Source organism: Dyadobacter sp. BE31, from assembly GCF_031457695.1.
Lineage (GTDB): Bacteria > Bacteroidota > Bacteroidia > Cytophagales > Spirosomataceae > Dyadobacter.
In genome coordinates this window covers 562,003-586,045 of record NZ_JAVDXA010000001.1, presented here as the reverse complement: position 1 = coordinate 586,045, position 24,043 = coordinate 562,003, and the positions used below count along the sequence as shown (strand labels likewise).

Sequence of the window (24,043 nt, the reverse complement as noted above, 5' to 3'; positions counted from 1 at the left end):
AAAACCATTTTAAACTATACATGCAAAAAGTACTTGTGATCGGATTAGGAAAAGTAGGCTCGCTCGTCGCGACTTTGTTGAGCAAACGTTTCCAGGTTACCGGGGTCGATAAGGCCCAGCCGGCTGTGCAACTGCCCTTCAATGTAGTGGCCGGCGATGTGAACGACGGCGCATTTCTGGATAAGGCATTGGCCGGTTTCGACGCGGTGGTGTCCTGTATGCCCTACAATCTTAACCTGCCCATCGCGCAGCGCGCACACAAGGCGGGTATCCATTATTTCGACCTCACCGAAGACGTCCCTACCACCGCCGCCATCCGCGAAATGGCCAAAGACAGCCGCAGCGTACTCGCGCCCCAATGCGGGCTCGCGCCAGGCTTTATTGGTATTGTGGGCATGGATCTGGCCAAACGTTTTACCAAAATCCGGGACATTGAGCTTCGCGTAGGCGCCTTGCCGCGCTACCCGAACGGGCAGATGGGTTATTCGTTCACGTGGTCGCCCGCCGGTGTAGTGAACGAGTACCTGAACGACGCCGAAGTGATCCACAACGGCGTCCGCAAGATGGTACCATCGCTCGAAGGCATTGAAATGATCAATATCGAAGGGCAGGAATTCGAGGCATTCAGCACTTCGGGAGGCCTTGCCACCATGTGCGAAACGCTCGAAGGAAAGGTGGATACATTGAATTACAAAACCATTCGTTACCCTGGGCATTGCAACCTGATGCGTTTCGTGCTGTACGAACTGTGCCTGAAAGACAAGCGCGCATTGGTAGAGGAAATCCTGACAGAGGCCAAGCCGCCCGTGCAGCAGGATGTGGTGTATGTATACGCGGTGGTGGAAGGCTGGAAAGGCAACCACCTCGAAAGAGAAGAGTTTTACCAGGCCTATCATCCTATTCAGATAGACGGGCAGCATTGGCGGGCCATTTCCTGGACCACGGCGGCATCCATTGCGTCGGTTGTGGAAATGGTAGCCGATGGGGTGTTGCCCGGAAACGGGTTTATCCGGCAGGAAGACATTGGGCTGGATGATTTTTTCAAAACGATGAATGGACAGTTTTTTAAGAATGTAGACTGAGGAAGTATGAAAGGGATAGGTGTAATTCTTGAAAAACTAGGCATTGAGGACGTCAATCATGGCGTAACTACCGGGCAGTCGAGCTGGGAAAGCGGCGGTGCGTTGCTGGAATCGTTTTCCCCGGTGGACGGCCGTAAAATCGGAGCGGTAATGCAAGCCTCGCGTGGCGATTACGACCGTGCGGTGGAAACCGCTTCGCTCGCATTCAAAAGCTGGCGGAGCATACCTGCCCCCAAACGCGGCGAAATTGTGCGGCAAATGGGGATGAAACTTCGTGAATATAAGCAGGAGCTGGGCACGCTCGTCAGCTACGAAATGGGTAAGAGCTTACAGGAGGGGCTCGGGGAGGTTCAGGAAATGATCGACATCTGCGATTTCGCCACCGGGCTTTCCCGCCAACTTTACGGCCTTACCATGCATAGCGAGCGCCCGCAGCACCGCATGTACGAGCAATGGCATCCGTTGGGCGTCGTAGGCATTATTTCGGCATTCAATTTCCCGGTGGCCGTGTGGTCGTGGAACTCGATGATCGCCTGGGTGTGCGGGAATGTGTGCGTGTGGAAGCCTTCGGAAAAAACGCCTCTGACGGCCATTGCCTGTCAGCATATTATTCAGGATGTTTTAAAAGACAACAGCGTACCGGAAGGCGTTTCATGCATTGTTTCCGGCGGGCGCGATGTGGGCGAATGGCTTGCGCAGGATCCGCGGGTTGCATTGGTATCTGCTACCGGCAGCATTCCGATGGGCCGTTCGGTAGGAGAGACCGTTGCCCGCAGATTAGGTAAGAGCCTGCTCGAACTGGGTGGGAACAATGCGATTATCGTAACTCCTACGGCCGATTTGAAAATCGCCATCCCGGCGATCGTTTTCGGCGCAGTAGGGACGGCTGGCCAGCGCTGTACTTCAACGCGCCGGTTAATCGTGCATGATTCGATATTTGAGGAGGTAAAGAATCGTCTGGCAAAGGCATATGGCCAGTTGAAAATCGGGAACCCGCTCGATCCGGGTATTCATGTGGGACCTTTGATCGATCGGCAGGCGGTAGCGCAATACCAGAATGCCGCAGAACAGATCAAACAGGCCGGAGGCTCATTTGTGGTAGCACCTGGCGTGCCCGAAGGAGATCAGTATGCATCAGGTTGTTATGTTACGCCTTGCATTGCGGAGGTAGAAAACCATTGGGCGATCGTTCAGCATGAAACATTTGCGCCGATCTTGTACCTGATCCGTTATAGCGATGCCGACGAAGCCATCGCGCTGCAAAATGATGTACCACAAGGACTTTCATCCGCCATTTTCACCAACGATCTGCGTGATGCCGAGCGGTTCCTGTCGTTCGGGGGCTCCGACTGCGGCATTGCGAATGTCAACATCGGGACTTCCGGTGCGGAGATCGGAGGTGCATTCGGTGGTGAAAAGGAAACCGGTGGCGGGCGTGAATCGGGCTCGGATGCCTGGAAAGCTTATATGCGGCGTCAAACTAATACGATCAATTACGGCACCGCATTGCCCCTGGCGCAGGGAATAAAGTTTGAGATTGAGTGATTAAAATGCCTAACTTTGTACAATTCGGTTGCACATTATACTTTCAGATTTAATTTTTCAGAATGAAATACCAGCTTACGTCAGAACAGATATCGTCCAAAGTTGCAGGGGAAACTGTCATTCTCAACCACAGCAAAGGAGCTTATTACGGTCTGGATGAAGTGGGGGTACTCATCTGGGAAACATTAGAGAAAGGGCCGCAGACGATCGAAGCATTGTGCGACGTGGTGATCGGCGAGTATGATGTCGATGCCGACACTTGCAAGCGCGATATCGAGGGGTTATTGAAAGATTTGATCTCCGAGAGACTGGTTGAAATAATCAAATAGATTTTGGGTAAAATCGGTAAGCTGATAGGGAAATGGCGGAGCTTGTCCGGGCCGGAGAAATGGATATTCCTGCGGGCCGTCTGGTGTCTGCTGTGGATCAAGGCCGGGCTTCTTTTCCTTCCTTTTTCGCTATTTAGAAAATGGTACCATAGGCTCAGTCGCCCGAGCAGGGTTCAGGAAACCGCACCGGAAACCATGGAGCGCACCGTTTGGGCGGTGGATACCGCCGCGAACTTGCTGCCATTTGAACTTTTGTGCCTGCCGCGTGCCCTTGCTACCAAGTACCTGCTTCGCAATTCACCCGCATTGACCCTGGAAATAGGAATAGAGATCAACCCTGCCAAGCAATTCGAAGCACATGCCTGGGTGGAGCAAAACGGTAACATCATAATCGGGCGTTGGCCTGATACCGTTTCCTACAAACGGCTCTGGGTTTGGGAATGATTTAATTTGTACTTTACACACATGCACCATTACACCGCCTTCGGGCTCCATATCCATTCAGAAATTTCTCTGCCCGAACTCGCCGAAGGCAACCCGCATTCCACCGCTGACGTTTATATCCGCCAGGGCAACGTGGAGCTGCCCGCCATGCGCCCGACGACGATTTACAGACGGGGCGTGAAGGCATTTTTCGGCCAGGATGAACAGCAGGCACTGTTTCTGAACTGGGCTGGTGTAGCATCTTATAAGGCTTCCGGCGGTAAGGAGCTGATTGTTTCGCCCGTGGCTTCGGAGGCTAATATCATCAGCCTGTTTACGGTGAGCGAAGCACTAGGCCTCATTTTGTTTCAAAAAGGATATTTTTTGCTTCATGCCAGTGCGGTGGAGGTAGGCGACGAGGCCTGGTGTTTCATGGGTATGCCCGGGGCCGGGAAATCCAGCACCGCAGCAGCGTTTATGAAAGCGGGTTGCAAGTTGCTGAGTGACGATCTCACTGCGATTACATTTGATGAAACCGGCAAACCGATTATCCTTCCTGCTTATCCCCAGCTCAAAATCTGGGAAAAGACTGTCAGCGGTCTGCATTACGCCGAATCCGACCTGGAACCCGTCAGTGAGGGCGTTAAGAAATTTGCATACCATCCTCGGGAGCAGTTTCCCACAGAGCCAGTTCGGTTGAAAAAGGTATTTTTCCTGCATAAGGCCAGAAATAAGCCGGCTGTTCAACAGATGAATCTGGCTGAAATACCCGGCGAATTGCTGCGTAATTTTCCCCTCGCGACGGAGCTTATGAATGGCGACAACCTCAAAAAGCACTTCTTTCAAAGCATTCAATGTGCCAAAGCTGCGGAGTTGCTTCGTAAAAGAAGGCCCGAAGGTTTCGAAAACCTGGAAAAGTGGGTGGAAGCGAGTATCCGTGAACAACTAATTGCGGAATAGGATGCAACGGCCCAAAGTTTCCCGCGAACTGGCACATCTGATAGAAGCGGCGGTGTTCCCGTCGGGGCGTCAGTCGTTCGAAATTGAAGACAAACCCTTTGATCCGCAAAGATTTTCAACCCTTGCCAACTGGCACCAGATCAGGCCACTTGCCTTTGAATATGTGCAAGCGAAGGCGTTGGCGCTTCCTGATAATGTGCTTAAAATGTTGCGGGAGTTCACGCTGGGGCAGGCTGTTACGAATATGGCTTTTCTGGGGATTTGCGTCCGGTTGTATAACCGACTGATTGAAAACGACGTGCGTGCCTTCCCGATGAAAGGGGCATTATGGGCCTGGATGCTTTATGACAAGCCCGTATTGCGGGAATTTGGTGACATCGATTATTTTATTGGTAAAGAAGATGTTTCCAAAAGCCTGGATATCCTTCTCAGCGAAGGTTTTGCCGCGGATAACTATCGCCATTATTTGCTGAAAGAGAAAGCTGTTGTCGAGGATTACCTGAATACCGATTACCAGCTTCCCCTCACGCCCGTAGAAGAGCACGCATTGCAGTCATTGGAAATACAATGGAACTGTACTTATCCGCGCTATTGCTACAATTTTACATGGGACGAACTGGCCGAAAATCGGGTAGCGTTCAATATGATGGGGAAACCTGTGCTGGTTCCGGGAATGGAAATCCAGCTGATCATGATGGTGATCCACCACGGGGGCGTCGAGCAGTGGGACAAACTGAAATACGTGGCTGATTTGCTGAGATTGCTCGATAAAGCGGCGGATTCGATGGATTGGGCATATATTAATAAGATCACCAAAGCGAAGGGCTTCCATAAACTGTTGCTGGAATCGCTGGGCGTAGCCGGGTATTTCCGCGGCAGGGATTATGTGAAATATACGGGTGCGGCTGAAAGCTATCCTTCGGAGCGTTTTTTAACGGATATACTCACGCATTGGGAGAATAAGCGGCCGTCGTTGAAGACCAAAACCTGGCGTATTTTTCTTTACAATATAAAATACCGCGACAAATGGTCGGATAAACTTTCCATCGTCGCGGCACATATTGGGTATCTGACCCATTGGAAACTGCTATGGCATAAGATCAGCTGGTATCGAAAGGGCTCCTCAGGTGAGGCTGACCGTGATCGTGCCGTCAATGCCGTGTCCGGGCGCGAGGATATTTAAGCCTTCACCGGTATTAAATGCATCTACATTGGCTGTTAGCGCCTCGATGGCGACGCAATCACGCGCCGGCGGCGTGTATACGACGAGGTAGTTAAACTTCCCTTCCCCGGTTTCCTGCTCTATCCGCAGGGTAACATCCTGGTTTTTTGAGATCAGTTCAGTCACTGCGTGCGGGCCGTTGGCTTCTACAATGAAACAGTTATCAAACTCTTTTCGGTGCAGTAACGCCGGCATGGCCATGTCGAATGGCTCGGTACCGATCGGGATCAGGTTTTCATTGAAGGTAACCAGGCGTTTCGACGGAATATTGATCTTCCAGGCTTCCACATCTTCGTTGCCGAGCATCCAGTAGGGGTGCCAGCCAAACATCGCCGGGCAAGGTGATTGCCCATTGTTTTTGGCCTCATATTTCAGTTCGAAGCGGCCATCGGCATGCAACGTGTAACGTACCGAGAAATGCACCTGGAACGGATAACCTTCCGCGTTATCGATCGCGTAGGATAGCTGGATGGACGCGTTATCCTCGTGAATGACCTGCTCGTCGAGGTGGAAATGGTTTTTGCGTACCAATCCGTGAATGGCATTCAGGCCTCCGTCCTCGTTCTTGCGCAACTGATATTCTTTACCTAAAAACTTGTACTTACCATCGGGAATGCGGCTTGCGAATGGAAACAGGAGTTCGCTTGCGCTCTTGGTGTCGGCCACGAGTGCCGCCGGGGTAGGGGGCGTTTTGAGAACGGAAAAGAGCGTCAGTCCTTTGCGCAGGGAAAGCTGCCGCACAATGCCACCTAGTTCCGGAATGACTACGCAGCGGTTTTCAGTAGTTGTTTCGTGTATCACATATTCGGTAAGGTCACCGAATTGTTGTTTGAAGATTTCAAAGGGCATATGCTTTGAAGGTTTAGGGTCAAACGATTTACTATATGTCGTAAAAATAATAGCCGGACAGGTTGAATTGTCCGGCTATCTGGTTTTTATTCGTTAAAAAGGTGCCTATTCGTTGTCGGCGCTTTTTTCGGCTTCCGCCATTTCTTCTTCTTTACGGTCCTTTTCGAGCGTTTGTTTCACCACTTCTTCGTGGATCGCAGCTTCTTCGTTCGAACGACGGTTGATATAAGCCTGGTAGCTTGTTTCCTTTTCGTACGGACGCTTGCCGATCAGTTTTTCGAGGTCTGCCTGGAAAAGGATTTCTTTTTCAAGAAGTTCTTTCGCCAGTACTTCCAACGCATCACGTTTTTCGACCAAAAGGTTTTTCACGAACTGGTACGCCTCGTCCACCAGCTTTCTTACTTCTTCGTCAATCGCCTGTGACGTCGATTCGGAATAAGGTTTGGTGAATGCGTAGTCGGTTTGTTTAGAATCGTAGAACGAAATGTTACCGATGCGCTCGTTCATACCGTACATGGTTACCATGCTATACGCCACTTTTGTGACGCGTTCCAGGTCGCTCAATGCGCCGGTAGAGATCTTTCCGAACACTACATCTTCCGCAGCACGACCGCCCAATGTCATACACATTTCATCAAACAGCTGCTCGGTACGGTACAGATACTGCTCGCGCGGGAGATACTGTGCATAACCCAATGCCGCCACACCACGTGGTACGATCGACACTTTCACCAAAGGATCGGCGTGTTCGAGGAACCAGCCTGCCACCGCGTGACCTGCTTCATGGTATGCCACGATCTGTTTTTCTTCCGGTGAAATCAGCTTGTTTTTCTTCTCCAAACCGCCAATTACGCGGTCCATTGCATCCTGGAAATCCTGCATGGTCACTTCCTCGCGGTTGCGACGGGCGGCGATCAGCGCAGCTTCGTTACAAACGTTCGCGATTTCAGCACCGGCAAAGCCGGGAGTTTGAGACGAAAGTTTCTGGATATTAACGTCGGTAGCCAGTTTCAATGGCTTTAAATGCACTTTGAAAATCGCCTCACGACCGATTACGTCCGGTTTGTCCACCGAAATCTGGCGGTCGAAACGTCCCGGACGAAGCAATGCAGGGTCGAGGACGTCGGGGCGGTTGGTAGCTGCTACGATGATGATACCAGAGTCGGTTGCGAAACCGTCCATTTCCACGAGCAGGGAGTTCAATGTATTCTCGCGTTCGTCGTTGGAACCGGGCATTGCGCCACGGCCACGTGAACGACCTACGGCATCGATCTCATCGATAAAGATGATACACGGCGCTTTTTCTTTCGCTTGCTTGAAGAGGTCGCGCACACGCGCTGCACCCACACCCACGAACATTTCCACGAAATCGGACCCTGACAGGGAGAAGAATGGCACGCCTGCTTCACCTGCTACCGCTTTCGCGAGCAAGGTTTTACCCGTTCCCGGAGGGCCTACGAGCAATGCACCTTTCGGTATTTTGGCACCCAGTTTTTTGAATTTATCAGGGCTCTGGAGGTATTCTACAATCTCCTTGATTTCTTCTTTCGCTTCATCGAGGCCGGCCACATCATTAAATGTGATTTTAACTTTGTTTTCAGCATCGAAAAGCGTCGCGCGGGAGCGGCCGATATTGAAAATCTGGCCACCTGGACCTACACCGCCCGACATTCTGCCGAGGATGAAGTACATCACCAGGATCATGACAATGAAAAAGCCCCAGGTTCCGAGGAAACTGGTCCAGTCGTTGCGGGTATCTACCACAAAAGGCACCTTGTCGTCGTCCGGAGTGCCTTCCTGCATCTTGTCAAAATCCTTCTTGAAGGTCTCCGCAGATGTTACCTGAAACTGGTAATGGGAAGCACTTTCCCCGCCGAAATAGTTATTTTCCTTTGCAACAACCCTGTATTTGTCGAGTTTGAGCGCCTCGGGCTTGAGCGTAACTTCCACCGATTTGTCATTCACAATGGTGACACGCTCCACTTCCTTGTCAGCCATCATTTTTTCGAAACGCTTCTGAGTGGTTTCGCGGATTGTCGATGTGCGGTTAAGGTACGTGATTCCGAGTATAGTAGCGATCAGAGCGGCTATTATCCAACCTTGATATCCCTTCTGAGGACTTTTAGGGTTGAGTGGCCCCCTTTTGTTATCGTTTTCAGACATTCGTTCGTTTTAATTAAGAGGAAATATATTAAACAACAATCCCGGCGGGGCTAATGTTCGCCCGGCGGGCCTTTATACCATGGAGTCTTCCAGGTATGTCACCTCTGCATCTCCCCAAAGTTCTTCCAGATCGTAATGTTTGCGGCGTTCTTTGTTGAAAATATGTGCGACCACGTCGACATAGTCAATCAAAATCCATTCACCATTCGCCTTTCCTTCTTTTTGCCAGGGTTCTGTTTTGGATATTTTATAAACTTCATCTTCGACCGAGCTGGCCAAAGCATCTATTTGAGTGTCGGAGTTCCCCGAGCAAATCACGAAAAAGTCGGTTATTGAATTTTTTACTTTTCTGAGGTCTAATATGGCAATGTCCAAACCCTTCTTTTCTGTCATGCCCTTCACAACCAGTTCGGTGAGATCTTTTGAGGATAGTTCTTTATTTTTGCGTTCTTTCATGCGTTGTTATTTCCTTTTCTAAAACCCTAAAGTAAAACAAAAAAATTGTACAACTCTACACAGGACACGCTAATAATTGGTAAAAAAGTTATATACCTGCCAACTTGTCATTCCACCAACGACATAGCGGCTGAAATAGTACATGCGGGGCTGTTTGAGGAAGGAACGGTTGTCATTACCGATAATCAGGTAAAGGGAAGAGGCCAGCGCGGGACAGTCTGGAATGCCAATGCGGGCGAAAATCTTACATTTTCCGTCATACTTAAACCTGCATTCCTGCGTATTCAGGACCAGTTTTTGATCAGCCAGATCACGGCACTCGGGATACGCGCATACCTGGGCAGCTACGTGCCCGACACGAAGGTGAAATGGCCGAATGATATTTACATGAACAACCATAAAGCGGTAGGGGTACTGATTGAAAATTCGCTTCAGGGCGCTAGGTATGCGCATTCCATTGTGGGCATTGGCGTCAATATCAATCAGCCGCGATTCGAAAATAGCCACGCCACGTCGCTGCGCCGTGAAACCGGGTCGTCATTTGTGTTGGCGGAGGAATTTCACAAACTGCTCAAATGCCTGGATGCCTATTATGTCCGGTTGAGGTCGGGAAACCAGCACGATGCGATCCGTGCCGAATACTTGGGCCATTTGTATGGTTATCAGCAGAATGTGAAATTTTTGTACAAAGGAAATATAACAAGCGGCTCGGTAACCAACGTGACCGAACTTGGGAAGTTGCGGGTCAAATTGGCTACCGAGCCGGAAGAACTTGAGTTCGGTTTGAAGGAAATCGAATGGGTCAGAGATTGATCAGCCCCATTTGCCGATAACGGCCATCACCACAGCACAAATGCCTAGTCCGAGCGACTCACGTGCGAGCTCGATGTTGAGGCTTCTCATAGCAGTTTCACCAAAGAAAATACCCTCGAATTCTGGCGGCCATTGGAGTATCGCACCGACCACGTAACCCGCTGCAAGCACATAAAACACCCAGGAGGGCCAAAGTTCGCGGATGCTCATGAAGCAGGCGAGAGCAGCGAAGCTGTAAATCGCAATCCAGGTGCCCGAATCCGGGTCGTTGAGTTGCAAATAGGCGAAGATCACGAAAAGGATCCCGAAGAATATCTTTAAAAGTCTCATGACAAAGTGGGTTAAGAATACGAAAATAAAAGACTACGTTAAAAAGGCGTCACCGCTCACTTATTAACCGTCGGTGTTACCCTTTTAACATATCTTTTACTGACAAAATTGCGCCAATGCATTCGCGGCATCGCTATATCCCAGGTTCAGAGCCTGTTTCAGACTCGTGCACCCGAGATCTTTTTCACCGTCGTTATACTGCGCAAGGCCCAGGCCGTAGAACGCCTTTCCGTATTGTCCGTCGAGTTTCACAGTCTGGCGGAAGGCCAATGTCGCTTTTTTGAAATCCTGCGTCCGATAATAGGTATTGCCGAGATTGTACCAGGCTTGTTTGTTGTTGTCGTCGAGTTGGGTAGCTTTTTCAAAATCCTTGATGGCATCCGGCGTCTTGTCCATCAGCACGAGAAGCTGTCCGCGGTTCAGGAAAACGTCGGCGGTATCGGGCGCGAGTTCGGCGGATTTGTTGTAGTCGGCAAATGCGGAATCGAGCTTGTTTTCGTCCGTATAGAGCAATGCGCGGTTGAAATAGGGGCGGTAAGAGCCGGGTTGTAGTTTAATGGCCTGGGCGAAGTCCAGTAACGCATTGTCGTTCTCCTTCAGTTCATAATAAGCCACGCCCCGAAGATTGAATGCGTCGGCATTGGTGGTATTTTTTTCAATCGCTTTGTTGATGAACTCAATGGCTTCGCGTGTCTTGCCCTGTTGCATGAGTTCTTTGCCTTTTTGGAGAAATGCGTCGGAAGATTGGGAGCAGGAGTAGAGGAAAATCAGAAAAAATAAAAAAAATAATCGAGGCATACTGGTTCATTTCTAGTTGATTCGCACAAAAGTAAGGGGAAACGTTACACGAATGTTTTCTTTTTGTGAATAAAATGTCCTTATCTTTGCACCCGGCAAATCGGAACTACCAGCTCCTTCCGAATCCCCCAGGTCCTGACGGAAGCAAGGGTAGGTGGTCGATGCGGTGAGATTCTCGGTTTGCCTTTTTTTATTTCTTCGCCTCAGGTTTTTCCGTCTTTCTTTCTTTTTGCTTTTGTTCAGGGTTTTCTACTTTTGTGGAATATTCTAACCAATAAATTTTCAATATGAAATTTTTCATTGATACTGCGAACCTGAACGAAATTCGGGAAGCGCAGGCACTTGGTGTTTTGGACGGTGTTACTACCAACCCATCTTTGATGGCGAAAGAAGGAATTACAGGTAAGGATAATATAATGCGTCACTACAAAGCTATCTGCGATATCGTGGATGGTGATGTAAGTGCGGAAGTAATCTCGGTTGATTTTGAAGGAATGGTTCGCGAAGGCGAAGAGCTGGTTGAAATCGACGAGAAAATCGTGGTAAAAATCCCGATGATCAAAGAAGGTATCAAAGCGCTGAAATATTTCTCTTCAAAAGGTATCCGTACCAACTGTACGCTGATCTTCTCGGCAGGACAGGCGCTGGTAGCTGCAAAAGCGGGTGCTACATACGTTTCTCCTTTCGTAGGCCGCCTGGACGATATCTCAACAGACGGTATCGGCCTCATCGAGCAAATCCTGACTATTTACAGAAACTACGGTTTCGATACGCAAGTATTGGCAGCCTCAGTTCGTCACCCAATGCACATTATCCAGTGCGCAGAGGTTGGTTCGGATGTTATGACAGGCCCATTGAGCGCTATCGAAGCATTGCTGAAACACCCATTGACTGATATCGGTCTTGAAAAATTCCTTTCTGACTACAAAAAGGGTAACGCTTAATCACGGTTATATCATCTACAAATCTTGCGGTGCTCTGCACCTCAACAAGAGAGGGGCGGAGCACCGCAAGATTTGTAGATGATTTGTTGCATCGCGATAATTGTCGACGACAATCCAATCATTACATTTAACACATTATGACCACCGATTCGACGGAGCCAATAATCAGACTGGAAAGGGCAGATATTTATCAGGGTGAGAGGCCTGTTTTGAACGACGTTCATTTTGAGATCAATAAGGGCGAATTTGTTTACCTCATCGGTCGTACCGGTAGCGGTAAGAGCTCGCTTTTGAAAACACTATACGCCGATTTATGGCTGCATACCGGTTCTGCCAAGGTGGCCGGGTATGAGCTGCACAATATCAAAAGGGCTGATATCCCCTTCCTTCGCCGCCGCATAGGTATCGTTTTCCAGGATTTTCAATTGCTTTCCGACCGTTCTGTTGAGGATAACCTGGCGTTCGTACTCCGTGCCACAGGTTGGGAAGACAAGGGTAAAATTTCGAAACGCATTGCCGAGGTACTCATGCAGGTAGGGCTGGGAACGGCCCAGAAAAGAATGCCGCATCAGCTTTCCGGTGGTGAACAGCAACGCGTGGTAATTGCCCGCGCCATGCTCAACGAACCGCAAATCCTGATAGCCGATGAGCCAACGGGTAACCTCGATCCCGAGGTAGGTGACCAGATCATGCAGGTTTTCCGGACGATCAACAATGCCGGAACTGCGATATTAATGGCAACACACAACCACGAATTCCTGAGACGCTTCCCGGCCCGCGTGATCAAATGCGAGAATGGCGGCGTTACAGTGAGCGAATAAGGTATTAAACCAAACAAAAAGGGCGCCTGAGTTAGTCAGACGCCCTTTTTGTATTTCTATACTTCCTATTTCGCCTTCATATCGATCACCGGAATGATCATCTCTTCGAGCGACACGCCGCCGTGTTGGAAAGTGTCGCGGTAGAGGTTCACATACTGGTTGTAGTTGTTCGGGTAGGCGAAGAAATAATCCTCTTTCGTGAACACGTACGAGGTCGAAACGTGTGGTTTCGGCAGGAAAATACGCTCCGGCTTGCGGCATACCATCAAGTGGTTATCGTCGAAGCCCAGATTTTTACCATGTTTGTAACGGAGGTTCGTATTCGTTTCGCGATAGCCGATAATTTTCACCGGTTTCTGCACGCGGATCATACCGTGGTCGGTGGTGAGAATAAGGCGGCCTTTTTTCTCAGCCACTTTGCGGATGAAGTCGAGCAGGGGAGAATGCTGGAACCAGGAGCGCGTAATGGAGCGGTAAGCCGCCTCGTCCGGGGCCAGTTCCTTGATCATCTGCACGTCCGTACGCGCGTGGGAAAGCATATCCACAAAGTTGTAGACAATCACATTCAGCTGGTTGGTCAGCAGGTTGTTGAACGTGTCTACCAATGCTTTACCCTGGTTGGTATTCAATATCTTGTTATAGGAGAACTTGATATTCAAGTGGTTCATTTCGAGCTGCTTTTGAAGGAAATCCTGCTCGTGGTTGTTCAAACCTTCTTCACCTTCCGGGGTATTTTCGTCGCTTACCCACCATTGCGGGTGCTTGCGTTCCATTTCGCTCGGCATAAGGCCGGAGAAGATCGCGTTACGCGCGTAACCAGTTGTGGTTGGCAAAATGGAGTAGTACGACGATTCTTCTTCGATATTGAAAAACTCCTGCAAAATAGGCTGGATCATTTTCCACTGATCATAGCGGAAGTTGTCGATCAACAGGAAAAATACCGGCTCGCTCGATCCTTTCAAATGGGGGAACACCTTTTGTTTCATCAATTGGTGCGACAGGATCGGCTTATCGGAACGCGGGTCGTTCAGCCACTCTTCGTACTCATCCTCAATGAATTTGCAGAAATTGGCATTCGCCTCGCTTTTTTGCATGCTGAAAACCTCGGCCATTCCCTGGTCGTCGGAGCTTTCGAGTTCCAGCTCCCAGTAAATGAGTTTTTTGTAAATATCCGCCCATTCCTCGTGCCCGATGCGGTCCTGGTATTGCATGGCCAGGCTGCGGAATTCCTGCTGATAGCTGAGCGTCGTCTTTTCTGTCACCAGGCGTTTGTTGTCGAGGATCTTTTTAACGGAAAGTAGTATCTGGTTGGGATTCAGCGGTTTGATGAGGTAGTCATCGATTTTGGAGCCGATGGCGTCTTCCATAATGTGCTCCTCCTCGCTTTTCGTGATCATTACCACAGGCAGATTAGGCTGCTGTTGCTTGATCTGCGCGAGAGTTTCAAGGCCGGTCATACCCGGCATCATTTCGTCGAGGAAAACAATGTCAAACCGGTCATTCTCAATGCGGTCCAGCGCATCCGCACCGCTGTTGACGGGCGTCACATTATAACCTTTATTGGTGAGGAACATGATATGCGGTTTGAGAAGATCTATTTCGTCATCGGCCCAAAGGATGTTATATTGCATAAGGCTCTTTTTTCAAGTGGTAATTAGTTTAAAACAATAAAAGGCTAACGCATCGGAAGAAGCTGGTCGTATACGTAAAACGGTTTTAACGTTTTTTAAGAAATATACGGCTAATCCTTATACGTTAACCTTCCTTGTAAAAAATGTATTCCACAAAGGCCTGTCACAGCAAAAATTTTCTTGTGACCCGGTCGAGGTCATCAGGCGTGTCCACACCATGCGAATCGTCAGAGGTAACTACCGCCTTGATCGCGTAGCCGTTTTCGAGCCAGCGCAGTTGCTCCAATGCTTCGGCTTTTTCCAGTGAGGACACCGGAAGTTTTGTTATTTCGGCTAAAACATCGGTTCTGTAAGCGTAAATGCCGATGTGTTTGTAAAAAACATGAGATTTCAGAAAGTCTTCCTGGCTCTGCGCATTACGCAGGTAAGGGATCGTTTGCCGGCTGAAATACATAACTTCATTTCGCTTGTTCAGAACCGCTTTTGGCACATTCACGTTGAAGAGAATGTCGTCATTGTCGATCACTTTGACCAACGTGGCCAGTTCGGTTTCGCCATTCAGGACCGAGGCGAGGTGGTCGATCGGCTCCGGGCTGATGAACGGTTCATCGCCCTGGATGTTGATCACGTAGTCGTATTCGCCTTCTGTTTTGTTGAGGGCTTCAAAGCAGCGGTCGGTGCCGCTTTGGTGGTCCTGCGAGGTCATTACCGCGGTTCCGCCGAATTCGCGGACGTGGTTCAATATCCTTTCATCGTCCGTCGCTACGATGACGTGATCGAGTTGAGTAGCTTTGGATGCTTGTTCGTAGACCCGCTGGATCATGCTTTTGCCGCCAATATCCACCAAAGCCTTGGCAGGGAAGCGGGTAGAAGCGTAGCGGGCCGGTATTATTCCTAGAATGCGCACGAGGTCGTTGTCAGTTAAATTCGAATTCAAAATAAAGGTAAAAAATTGCAAAATCTTTTTTCGTTCCGGTTTTCGGAAAACATCTGGCGGGTAATGCCCGATGCCGATCCGTTCAGTTCGCTGTGGGCCATCGAGTTACGTAATCCGGATAGTCGTGAAGTGTCGTTTGCGGTGATCGATACAGATAACCTCGCCGTAAAATGGCAGCGGCACGTGGAAGGTACGGATTGGTGGACATCCCTGACTGCTTTTTCAGACCACCACATTTACTTACACAACTACCGCTACCCCGAGGTACCCGAACCGACGGACCTGCTTGCCGTGAATGTGGAAACCGGATTGCTATCATGGATTTTACCCAACCATTTGCTGGTCAGCAATGCAGGAAATGGCTTGCTGGAAATAGCTACCAAGCAGGGAGATTCATTTAAACATCTGCATTGCAACGCCGCGACTGGGGAGGTGCAACCGTTGATGGCGGCGCCGACCGAACCGGGCGAAGAAATAATTTTAACGGAGCCAGTTCGTTACAACGAAGGGAACAGGTACTTCGGACAGCTCGCGCAATTTATTAACAACGCAACCGGCGGTCACAACCCCGCAGCCATTGATTATTTGGAGAAAAGACCCTATATAATCTTTTCTTATTATATTTACGAGCAAGATAAAACAGTGCAATACCTCCTTATAGTAACCGATCAGAAGCAACAGGTTTTACACGAGAAACTATCGGAAGAGCGGGAAGGAACGGGCCGCTCGACGATGATGCTGAAAGCGTCCACACTGGTTTATCTGAAAAATAGCAACGAGTTTTCGAGTTTAACGCTTTCATAATAGATGAAATACATTTTTTGCCTGGCCCTTTTGGCAGGATTGATGACAGGTTTGACGAGTGCCCGGGCTAAGGGATTGAATGCTGTTGACTCCGTGGGGGTTGAAAAGGTAGGGGGGAAGATCTTCATTATACATAGGGTTAACCAAGGCCAGACGATGTTCGCCGTCGTACGGCAGTACGGAACGACTATCCATGCCTTGCGCGAAGCCAATCCCGGCATGAGCGATCAAATCCAGTCGGGGCAGACGATCCGGGTGCCTTACACGCCTAAGGTCACCAAGAAAGAAGCCAAAAAAGACGAAAAGAAAGAGGAGAAAAAGGAATTGGTGAAAGCAGAGGTGAAGGAAACCAAGCCTGTTGCCGACACCCCGTCCGTAGCTACCAGTACTACTGCTCCATCGGCATCTTCTGCCACCGCACTTCCCGCCAATGGCATTCATAAAGTAGAACCCGGCCAGACATTGTACCGAGTAGCCGTGAAATACGGTGTGCTGATGGCCGATTTGCGTAAGTGGAACAATCTGACAGACGATAACCTCAAAGACGGTCAGGAGCTGATCGTCAGCGAAAAAGGCGCAGAAAAAGCAGCCGCACCCGCGGCGACACCGCCTCCGGCCAAGGTTGCTACGACGGTGGTGAAAGACTCGGTGAAGGCCAAAACGGCCGTTCCGGAGAAAGTGGTGAAACCCGTGGAAGAAGTAGCTCCGCCGAAAGTAGTGAAAAGCAAGAAAAAGTCGGAATCAGGCCTTGCAGAGGTGATTGAAACAGACGAAAGCACCAGCAAATTCCTGGGCTTGCACCGCACTGCGCCGATTGGCTCGCTGGTGGAGGTCCTGAATGAATACAATCAGGAAAAAATCATCGTCCGCATTATCGGCCGCATTCCCGACACGAGCGTAAACGACGACATTGTAATCAAGCTGTCGTCACGCGCATTCGAAAAAGTTTCCCCCAACAGTAAACGATTCAGGGCCGTAGTGAGTTACCTTGAGTAATTACAGAAGAAGATATTATGAAACACTCACCACAGTTTCGTTCGAAAAGAGAGGAAGAGCGGGAAGCCCTTAAACATACCACAGGATACAAAGTTTGGAGTGTGATGTTCACGCTTTTGTATCCGTTTATCGCCATTTTTACATTCCTTTTTTCAGGGATAGTGATGATTTTCTCAGGTATCTCCCGTGTGCTGGCTTACCTGTTCGGAGGTAGCCATGCCCGACGTTAGCCAAACTGCCTACCCGCCATCCTTCGTGGCCGAGTTGCTTGATGAGAAGGTGGCGCAATACAATCAGCCGGATTTCATTCCTTTCGACCCGATCAGCATCCCCCACCGGTTTTCGGTGAAGCAGGATATTGAAATCATGGGTTTCTGGGCCTCGGTGCTCGCCTGGGGCCAGCGCAAAACCATTATCAACAAATGCCTCGAACTGGCCGCATTAATGGACAACGCGCCCTACGACTTTGTGCGTAACCACCACGACAGCGACCTGAAACCATTCCTGCATTTCAAGCACCGGACCTTCAACGCCACCGACACCCTCTATTTCCTGCATTTCTTTCAGGAATACTACAAAATCCACGATTCGCTGGAATTCGCATTCAGCAGCCATATGAAGCCGGGCGACGTTACCATCGAAAGTGCGCTTACCGGTTTCCACGACTTTTTTACCCAATCCGAAAACTTCCCCGCACGTACGCGCAAGCACATTGCCACGCCCGCACGCAAATCCTCGTGCAAACGCCTGAACATGTTCCTGCGCTGGATGGTCCGCAAAGACAATAATGGCGTCGATTTCGGCATCTGGAACACGATCCGCCCTGCACAGCTCGTCTGCCCCTGCGATGTACACGTCGACCGCGTCGCGCGCGTCCTGGGCCTCATCAAACGGCCCGTTACCGACTGGCAGACTGCTACTGAGCTCACCGCATCGCTACGCCTGCTCGATCCCCATGATCCCGTGAAGTATGACTTTGCTTTATTCGGGTTGGGGATTGAGGGGTTTGCGAAATAAATCGTTCTGTTTTTAGTTCAATTTCGAGCTAATTTGAGATTGGCTTCAAAGATTATTCTCCGTCTTGTGGAAGTATGTTGAATGTGGCTCTTTGAAATGATTATTCACGTTCCGTTTGCTGGTTTTGCTCGGCCTGTGGCGTATTGTTTTCTCTTTGTGATATGATAAAAGTTCAAATTGGATGTAGTTCATTATTTGGGATTTTCTCCCTTTCACACTTTGACTAACATTCTATTATGGAAAACTTTTTCAAATCAGGTGGATTGATGGCACTTTCACTGGGAATGGCAATTTCGGTAAGCGCTCAAACACATTATGGCACCGGAGCGGGAACACTTGGGCCGGAGCATGCTTTCTTCGGGACGGATGCTGGTAAGGCAAATGGGACGAATGGTACCGTTGGAGGCTTCAATACTTATATAGGGCATTTTGCTGGGAAGAATGCTTATGGGCAGTGTAACACTTTTATAGGAAATTCCGCCGGCCTTCAAACCACCACAGGACAGTCCAACACATTCGTGGGTTTTCAAACCGGCCAAAATAACGGAGAATATGTCCAAGGCACCTTTGTTGGAGCGCGCGCCGGAAAGTTATCAACGGGTGATCAAAACTCCTTTTTCGGTGATCAGGCCGGGTCTGAAAGTTCTGGGTCCAACAATGTTTTCTTGGGTTTCAGAACAGGAAACTATAACAACAATGGCAGCGATAATAGTTTTCTGGGAGCAAAAGCAGGGTATCTAAGCAAGAATAGTAGGAACGTCTTTATTGGCACTGAGGCCGGCTATAATAACCAGCAGAATGAAAATGTCTACATCGGTTGGAAATCGGGGTACATGAGTACATCGGGTTTTGCTAATACTTACATAGGTACTAAATCGGGCTTCAACGCAAAGGGTATGGCCAATACAATTATCGGGCATCAGGCGGGTTCAAATTTAGAAAAACTTGATTTTAGCACCTTTGTTGGCGCTGGCGCGGGGGCAACTGCCACTGGTTATGGAAATGGCTATTACGGGTCTTCTACCGGTGTTGAAAGTGTAGGTGATTATAACCTGTTCCTTGGCTGGGAAACAGGGGCTCTTAACAAAGGAAGTGGTAATATCATGTTGGGAACCAAGGCGGGTTACTACAATAATGGCAGCGACAATACTTTTATCGGAAAGGAGTCTGGCTATTTGAATACGACCGGAATTGGAAATGCGTTCATCGGCGAAACTTCCGGACGCAACAACGACAGCGGGCTCGGCAATGCTTTTTTGGGAAACAAAACCGGATATTCTAATAAAAGTGGTAGTCTGAACACTTTTTTGGGCTACGGAGCCGGATATAGCAATACTACTGGCGAGAAAAATACTTACCTCGGTTATGGTTCCGGAGGAAAAGCAGATATCATCAATGCCACAGCAATCGGCGCTTCTGCAAAGGTGACTGCCAGTAACTGTCTCGTTTTGGGAAGCAATGCCAACGTAGGAATTGGCGTATCCGCGCCCGTTTATCAACTTCAACTTAGTGCCGAAACAGCTGCAAAACCGGGTTCGTCAAGTTGGGCCGTCATGTCAGATCAACGATTGAAAAGGAATATATCCGAGTTCACCGAAGGGCTCGATGTTTTGAAACAAATCAAACCCGTGTGGTTCCAGTATAATGGAAAAGCAGGCATCGAAACAGGCGACAAGAAGTTTGTAGGCATTATCGCTCAGGAAATGCAGAAAATAGCGCCTTACACCATTGGCACCTTCACACATCAGGATTCATTGGGTAACAAAACAGATTACCTGGATTACGACGCCAATGCAGTCACCTATATTCTGATCAACTCTGTGAAGGAGCAGCAGCGCATTATCGAGGATAAGGAAGCCCAAATACAGAATCTGGAAAGTCGGCTAGAAAAGTTGGAGCGCTTAATGAGCGCCACGCCAGGGGTTTTCAACAGCGCTGGAAAAGAGGCTGGCAGTTTGGAGCAAAATGTTCCCAACGGCTTTTCGAATAAGACTTCCATTAAATATTTTATTCCTCAATCCGTGAAAACGGCTGTGATTGATATCTATACAGTAGCGGGCGTGAAGGTCAGTTCGCACCCTATCTCGGAGCGTGGGGCAGGTGAATTGGTGATTTCAGCCGATAAATACCGGAGCGGAGTGCATGTTTATGATCTGGTTATGGATGGTAAGAGCTTGGGTGCTAAAAAGATGGTTGTGGAGTAGGGGTTATGATTAGTGAACTAAAACAGGCTTTGGTGACGGAGTTCTGTTTGGTTAATGAGTAACCGGCGAAACGGATTGAATGACTAAAAATGAATTCTTATCAAGTAACGGAGCGGGGAGCGGGGCAGTTGACGATTTCAGCCGGTGATTTTCAGGGTGGTGTCTTTCTTTACGACCTGGTAACAGACGGCAAAAGCAATGGCGTGAAGAAAATGGTGGTTCAAAAGTAAGCCATCACCCATTGTATAAATGCAAAAGCGGGCTCCCGTAAAGAGGCCCGCTTTTATCGTTTTTATGAAAAATTACCCTTACAACGCAGTATTCTCAAATCGCACGGATTCAATCGAGAACAACGGCTTGTTGCCTGCTTCTGCATTTTTAAATACAAAATACACCTTGTGCAACTTGCCGTCGGCTGGCGCCTTCACAGGAACGCTGATGGTCTCCGTCTTATCGACCTTGCCTTCGCCGATTTTGGCTCCTGAAATGCCGTCGAGACGAACTTCGAGCGTGCCGCCGGCAGAGCGGCCTGCACTGCTCCCAACCGAAACGGCCAGTTTCGAAATATCTGTCAGGTCGATTTCATCAAAAGCGATGAAACCGCCATCCTTCATGCCGATCACCAGTTCATTGCCATTGTCGCCCTTGTATTTGAAGGCATTTTTGGTGGTGTCTGCCATGTTGGCCATTACGGTCGAAGGACGCAGCACCACGGTTTTCGAGCCGGTTAGTGGGCCCATATTGCCGTTACCCTTATCGGTGTAGCTGGCCGTGAAGATGTATGAACCCTCTTTTTTCTTAGCCTGGGTTACATACGAGCTCTTCAATGGCTTCTTTTCCACAGCTTTAACATTGTTGAGGTCCAGAATGTACTTCACCATTTCCTCGATTTCCTCCGGCTTGTGCTGCGGGTGGCCGGGCATTGCCTGCTCTCCCCAAACACCGCTGCCGCCCTTCAATACCTTGTCTGTCAGCGTTTTCAAGGAGTTGCGTTCTCTTGCGTATTTCTTCGCTACTTCGCGGTACGCTGGGCCGATGGACTTTTTATCGATCGAGTGGCAAGCCTTGCAATCACTCAGTTCGATCATGCGCTTACCGGTTTCGAAGCCGGTATTAGCCTGATGGCCTTGTGCGAGCTGAGTTTTGTCAAACCCTTCGAGATAGTTGATGGTCAGCACCACTTCGTCCTCCGGAATTTTCTTGTTCGCCAGGCTGCCGTCTTCCTTATCCGAAACGGAAACTTCGTAGTTCACGGGCTTATCGTTCCAGTAGAAGGTCTTGTTGCCTTTGATAGCGACATCTACTTTTGGAATCGCGTTACCCACACGCACGATCACGTCCGAGGTGTTGGAGTTGCCTGCATTGTCGGTCACTTTCAAAGTCGCGGTGTACTCACCTGGTTTAGCGTACGTGAAGCTTGGGTTAGCCAGCGTGCTCTTAGGCAGGCCTTTTCCAAACGACCATTCGTATTTGATCGGGTCCCCGTCATAATCCAGTGAACCTTTGGAAGAGAAGTTTACTTTCAAAGGCGTTGCGCCGGTGGTGTTGGTAGCGCTCGCAACGGCTACCGGCACACGGTTGCCTGCATTAAAGGTAATGTGCGACAGGCTGGCTTCGTCGTTTTGTGCGAACCAGTTAGGGCCGTATTCCAATGTGTACAATGAACCGTCATTCGCAAACTGCATGTCGATCGGGTGGCTGAATTTGGTGCCCGGCATGAAGCGTTCGATGCTTTGCAGGTCGCCTTTTTCGTTCATGGTCACAATGTTGATGTAATCACGGATCCAGTCGTAGGCGAAGAATTTGCCATTGTAGTAGGAAGGGAATTTAACCTTGCTATCCTGAAAGTCAGCAGCATAATATACCGGCCCGGCCATGGCATTACGTCCCCCTTTGCCGACGATCGCCCCGAATTCCGGAGAATCGGCATATGGATAATAAATGAATGCAGGCTGAGCAGGCGGCAATTCCTGCAAGCCGGTGTTATGCGGTGAGTTATTGATCGGCTTCAATGGATCGAACGGCTTACCGGAGGTGCTGTCGGCGAAGTTGAAATCGATATAAGGCCTGTTGTTGCCGATAAACAGCGGATAACCGAAATAGCCCGCTTTTCTCGCTTGGTTCACTTCGTCATAACCTCTTGGTCCACGCTTGGGATCGTCATTGGACGCATCCGGACCTACATCACCCCAGTACAAATAGCCCGTATGCTGATCGACCGAAATACGGTAAGGGTTACGCGTACCCATTACGTAAATCTCAGGGCGGGTTTTCTCCGTTCCGGGAGGAAACAGGTTGCCTTCGGGAATGTCGTACAGATTCGTGCCGCCCGGCATGTTCGCACGGCGGTCGCCGTAGCGAGGCTTAATGCGCAATACTTTCCCTCTCAGTGAGTTGGTGTTGGAGGAGGTATGCTGACCATCCCAGCCTTCACGCCCCGGGCGTTCGTCGATGGGGCCGTAACCATTCGATTGGAACGGGTTCACATCATCACCGGTGGATAGATAGAGGTTACCTTTGGCATCCCACGCAATGGAGCCGCCGGTGTGGCAGCAGTCGGTGCGTTTTACAGGAACTGTCAAAAGCACTTCCTCGGTGCTTAGCAACACTGTATCCTTCACATCGTCGTATTTAAATCTCGACAAATGCTGTGCGGTATCCGCCTCCGTTGATGGCGGCGAATAGTACATGTAAATCAATTTGTTGGTCTTGAAGTTCGGGTCGATGTTCAGACCCATTAACCCATATTCCTGTTTCGTATAAACGGGTACTTCGCCAACGAGTTTAATCTTGCCGGTTTTAGGATTGTATAGCTTTACTTTTCCCTTTCTTTCAGTGAAAAGTACACGCTGGTCATCCAGAACGACCAGTTCGGTCGGCTCGTCGAGCTTGGAAGCCAATACTTTTTTGGTGAAACGGTTTTCTTCCGGGCGGGATTTGGCATAATCCAGCTTCGACGCCATGGCCCAGTTGAGGCCGCCGGTAAGGTGTTTTACAAAAACGGGATTGGTATAAGTAGCGTCTTCATGCCCGAAGTTGGTATAGAATGCGCGGCCGCCGTCGAACTCGTGGTACCATGACATCGGGTGGTTATCGCCCATTTTGCCATCCTTGTAAGTCTTCTCATCGATCTTTACTAGGACATTCACCTTCTCGTTGAAGTTTTTAAAATCATAAAACTCGTCTTTGATCTTCCATTTTTTCGGAAAACCATCCATCGAAGGGTGCTGGTCATTCACCACAAATGCCTCGCCCTCCTGCACGTTCGGGTTACCCGGGTGGCTCAGGAATTGCGCGCCTGCGAGTTTGTTGTACCATTGCCAGTCGTATTCGGTGTCGGTTGCCGCGTGGATACCCACATAGCCGCCGCCCGCCTGGATGTAGCGCTCAAATGCATCTTGTTGCTTGTCGTTCAGTACATTGCCGGTCGTGTTCAGGAATATGACTGCGCTGTATTTTTGCAGGTTTTTGTTGGTAAAAACAGCCGCATTTTCAGTAGTATCTACCGCGAAGCCTGTCTCTTTACCCAGTTTTATGATGGCAGTTTTACCTGCCGGGATAGAAGAGTGCCGAAAGCCGGCGGTTTTAGAGAATACCAGCACGCGCTTTTCCGGCGTCACCGTCTGGGCCGTAGCTACCAGACCGCAACATGCCAGGGCCATCACGCCGGCAATCCTGAAACGTTTCAAAACTTTTCGAAAAGGGGATTCATTCATTAG

The 24,043-nt window shown here is 49.5% G+C and carries 23 protein-coding genes; 15 read left to right on the top strand and 8 right to left on the bottom strand.

Features of this window, described 5'->3' with window-relative positions; all coding sequences use genetic code 11:
• Positions 1–20: 20 nt before the first annotated feature.
• The 6 genes from J2Y43_RS02580 (at position 21) to J2Y43_RS02555 (ending at position 5,522) form a co-directional block, all read left to right on the top strand.
• The gene (locus tag J2Y43_RS02580; RefSeq protein WP_309981391.1) at positions 21–1,082 is read left to right on the top strand and encodes a saccharopine dehydrogenase C-terminal domain-containing protein; all 1,062 of its coding nucleotides are present in this window, start codon (positions 21–23) and stop codon (positions 1,080–1,082) included.
• A 6-nt stretch (positions 1,083–1,088) separates the two neighbouring features.
• A complete protein-coding gene (locus tag J2Y43_RS02575) occupies positions 1,089–2,627 on the top strand; it encodes an aldehyde dehydrogenase family protein (protein ID WP_309981392.1) in 1,539 nt (512 codons plus the stop codon).
• A 62-nt stretch (positions 2,628–2,689) separates the two neighbouring features.
• Positions 2,690–2,956 carry a PqqD family protein gene (locus J2Y43_RS02570; RefSeq protein ID WP_309981393.1) on the top strand — a complete coding sequence of 89 codons (267 nt, stop codon included), beginning with the start codon at positions 2,690–2,692 and terminating at the stop codon, positions 2,954–2,956.
• Between the two features lie 3 nt (positions 2,957–2,959).
• On the top strand, positions 2,960–3,400 hold the full coding sequence (locus J2Y43_RS02565; protein ID WP_309981394.1) for a lasso peptide biosynthesis B2 protein: 441 nt from the start codon (positions 2,960–2,962) through the stop codon (positions 3,398–3,400).
• 21 nt (positions 3,401–3,421) lie between these two features.
• Positions 3,422–4,339 (top strand): serine kinase, encoded by a 918-nt coding sequence (locus tag J2Y43_RS02560; protein WP_309981395.1) that lies wholly within the window; start codon positions 3,422–3,424, stop codon positions 4,337–4,339.
• A 1-nt stretch (position 4,340) separates the two neighbouring features.
• The gene (locus tag J2Y43_RS02555) at positions 4,341–5,522 is read left to right on the top strand and encodes a nucleotidyltransferase family protein (RefSeq protein ID WP_309981396.1); all 1,182 of its coding nucleotides are present in this window, start codon (positions 4,341–4,343) and stop codon (positions 5,520–5,522) included.
• Here the strand turns inward: J2Y43_RS02555 and J2Y43_RS02550 are convergent.
• The 3 genes from J2Y43_RS02550 to rsfS all read right to left on the bottom strand — a co-directional run bounded on the left by J2Y43_RS02550 (position 5,463) and on the right by rsfS (position 9,029).
• Positions 5,463–6,410, bottom strand: coding sequence for an aldose 1-epimerase (locus tag J2Y43_RS02550; RefSeq protein WP_309981397.1), 948 nt, complete (start codon positions 6,408–6,410; stop codon positions 5,463–5,465). The genes J2Y43_RS02555 and J2Y43_RS02550 overlap by 60 nt on opposite strands.
• 105 nt (positions 6,411–6,515) lie before the next feature.
• Positions 6,516–8,573 carry an ATP-dependent zinc metalloprotease FtsH gene (ftsH, locus tag J2Y43_RS02545; RefSeq protein ID WP_309981398.1) on the bottom strand — a complete coding sequence of 686 codons (2,058 nt, stop codon included), beginning with the start codon at positions 8,571–8,573 and terminating at the stop codon, positions 6,516–6,518.
• A 72-nt stretch (positions 8,574–8,645) separates the two neighbouring features.
• Positions 8,646–9,029 carry a ribosome silencing factor gene (gene rsfS / locus J2Y43_RS02540; protein ID WP_019942432.1) on the bottom strand — a complete coding sequence of 128 codons (384 nt, stop codon included), beginning with the start codon at positions 9,027–9,029 and terminating at the stop codon, positions 8,646–8,648.
• Between the two features lie 45 nt (positions 9,030–9,074).
• On the opposite strand from rsfS, the gene J2Y43_RS02535 reads away from it, so the two are divergent.
• Entirely contained in the window at positions 9,075–9,842 is a 768-nt protein-coding gene (locus J2Y43_RS02535; RefSeq protein ID WP_309981399.1) for a biotin--[acetyl-CoA-carboxylase] ligase, read from the top strand.
• Here the strand turns inward: J2Y43_RS02535 and J2Y43_RS02530 are convergent, their stop codons facing one another.
• Positions 9,843–10,172 (bottom strand): transmembrane 220 family protein, encoded by a 330-nt coding sequence (locus tag J2Y43_RS02530; protein ID WP_223401326.1) that lies wholly within the window; start codon positions 10,170–10,172, stop codon positions 9,843–9,845. It abuts the gene before it with no gap.
• Positions 10,173–10,268: 96 nt separating this feature from the next.
• Entirely contained in the window at positions 10,269–10,970 is a 702-nt protein-coding gene (locus J2Y43_RS02525; RefSeq protein ID WP_223401327.1) for a tetratricopeptide repeat protein, read from the bottom strand.
• Positions 10,971–11,257: 287 nt separating this feature from the next.
• Here J2Y43_RS02525 and fsa point away from each other — a divergent pair, with 287 nt between their 5' ends.
• On the top strand, positions 11,258–11,914 hold the full coding sequence (gene fsa, locus J2Y43_RS02520) for a fructose-6-phosphate aldolase (protein WP_106595983.1): 657 nt from the start codon (positions 11,258–11,260) through the stop codon (positions 11,912–11,914).
• A 137-nt stretch (positions 11,915–12,051) separates the two neighbouring features.
• On the top strand, positions 12,052–12,735 hold the full coding sequence (locus tag J2Y43_RS02515; RefSeq protein WP_223401328.1) for a cell division ATP-binding protein FtsE: 684 nt from the start codon (positions 12,052–12,054) through the stop codon (positions 12,733–12,735).
• Positions 12,736–12,800: 65 nt separating this feature from the next.
• Here J2Y43_RS02515 and J2Y43_RS02510 read toward each other — a convergent pair whose 3' ends face one another.
• Positions 12,801–14,366: a bifunctional response regulator/alkaline phosphatase family protein gene (locus J2Y43_RS02510; RefSeq protein WP_223401329.1), complete on the bottom strand. Its 1,566-nt coding sequence runs from the start codon at positions 14,364–14,366 to the stop codon at positions 12,801–12,803.
• 163 nt (positions 14,367–14,529) lie between these two features.
• Complete coding sequence (gene kdsB, locus J2Y43_RS02505) at positions 14,530–15,273, bottom strand: 3-deoxy-manno-octulosonate cytidylyltransferase (RefSeq protein WP_309981850.1); 744 nt, start codon at positions 15,271–15,273, stop codon at positions 14,530–14,532.
• Between the two features lie 45 nt (positions 15,274–15,318).
• Between kdsB and J2Y43_RS02500 the strand changes: the two genes are divergently transcribed.
• The 6 genes from J2Y43_RS02500 (at position 15,319) to J2Y43_RS02475 (ending at position 20,554) form a co-directional block, all read left to right on the top strand.
• Positions 15,319–16,107, top strand: coding sequence for a DUF4905 domain-containing protein (locus J2Y43_RS02500; RefSeq protein WP_309981400.1), 789 nt, complete (start codon positions 15,319–15,321; stop codon positions 16,105–16,107).
• A 3-nt stretch (positions 16,108–16,110) separates the two neighbouring features.
• Positions 16,111–17,103 carry a LysM peptidoglycan-binding domain-containing protein gene (locus J2Y43_RS02495; protein WP_309981401.1) on the top strand — a complete coding sequence of 331 codons (993 nt, stop codon included), beginning with the start codon at positions 16,111–16,113 and terminating at the stop codon, positions 17,101–17,103.
• Positions 17,104–17,120: 17 nt separating this feature from the next.
• Entirely contained in the window at positions 17,121–17,333 is a 213-nt protein-coding gene (locus J2Y43_RS02490; RefSeq protein ID WP_223401331.1) for a hypothetical protein, read from the top strand.
• The gene (locus J2Y43_RS02485; RefSeq protein ID WP_309981402.1) at positions 17,320–18,120 is read left to right on the top strand and encodes a TIGR02757 family protein; all 801 of its coding nucleotides are present in this window, start codon (positions 17,320–17,322) and stop codon (positions 18,118–18,120) included. Before J2Y43_RS02490 ends, J2Y43_RS02485 begins: the two co-directional genes overlap by 14 nt.
• Before the next feature lie 236 nt (positions 18,121–18,356).
• On the top strand, positions 18,357–20,324 hold the full coding sequence (locus J2Y43_RS02480; RefSeq protein ID WP_309981403.1) for a tail fiber domain-containing protein: 1,968 nt from the start codon (positions 18,357–18,359) through the stop codon (positions 20,322–20,324).
• A gap of 89 nt (positions 20,325–20,413) precedes the next feature.
• Positions 20,414–20,554, top strand: coding sequence for a hypothetical protein (locus J2Y43_RS02475; RefSeq protein ID WP_309981404.1), 141 nt, complete (start codon positions 20,414–20,416; stop codon positions 20,552–20,554).
• Positions 20,555–20,632: 78 nt separating this feature from the next.
• Here J2Y43_RS02475 and J2Y43_RS02470 read toward each other — a convergent pair whose 3' ends face one another.
• A complete protein-coding gene (locus tag J2Y43_RS02470) occupies positions 20,633–24,040 on the bottom strand; it encodes a ThuA domain-containing protein (RefSeq protein WP_309981405.1) in 3,408 nt (1,135 codons plus the stop codon).
• Between the last annotated feature and the right edge of the window lie 3 nt (positions 24,041–24,043).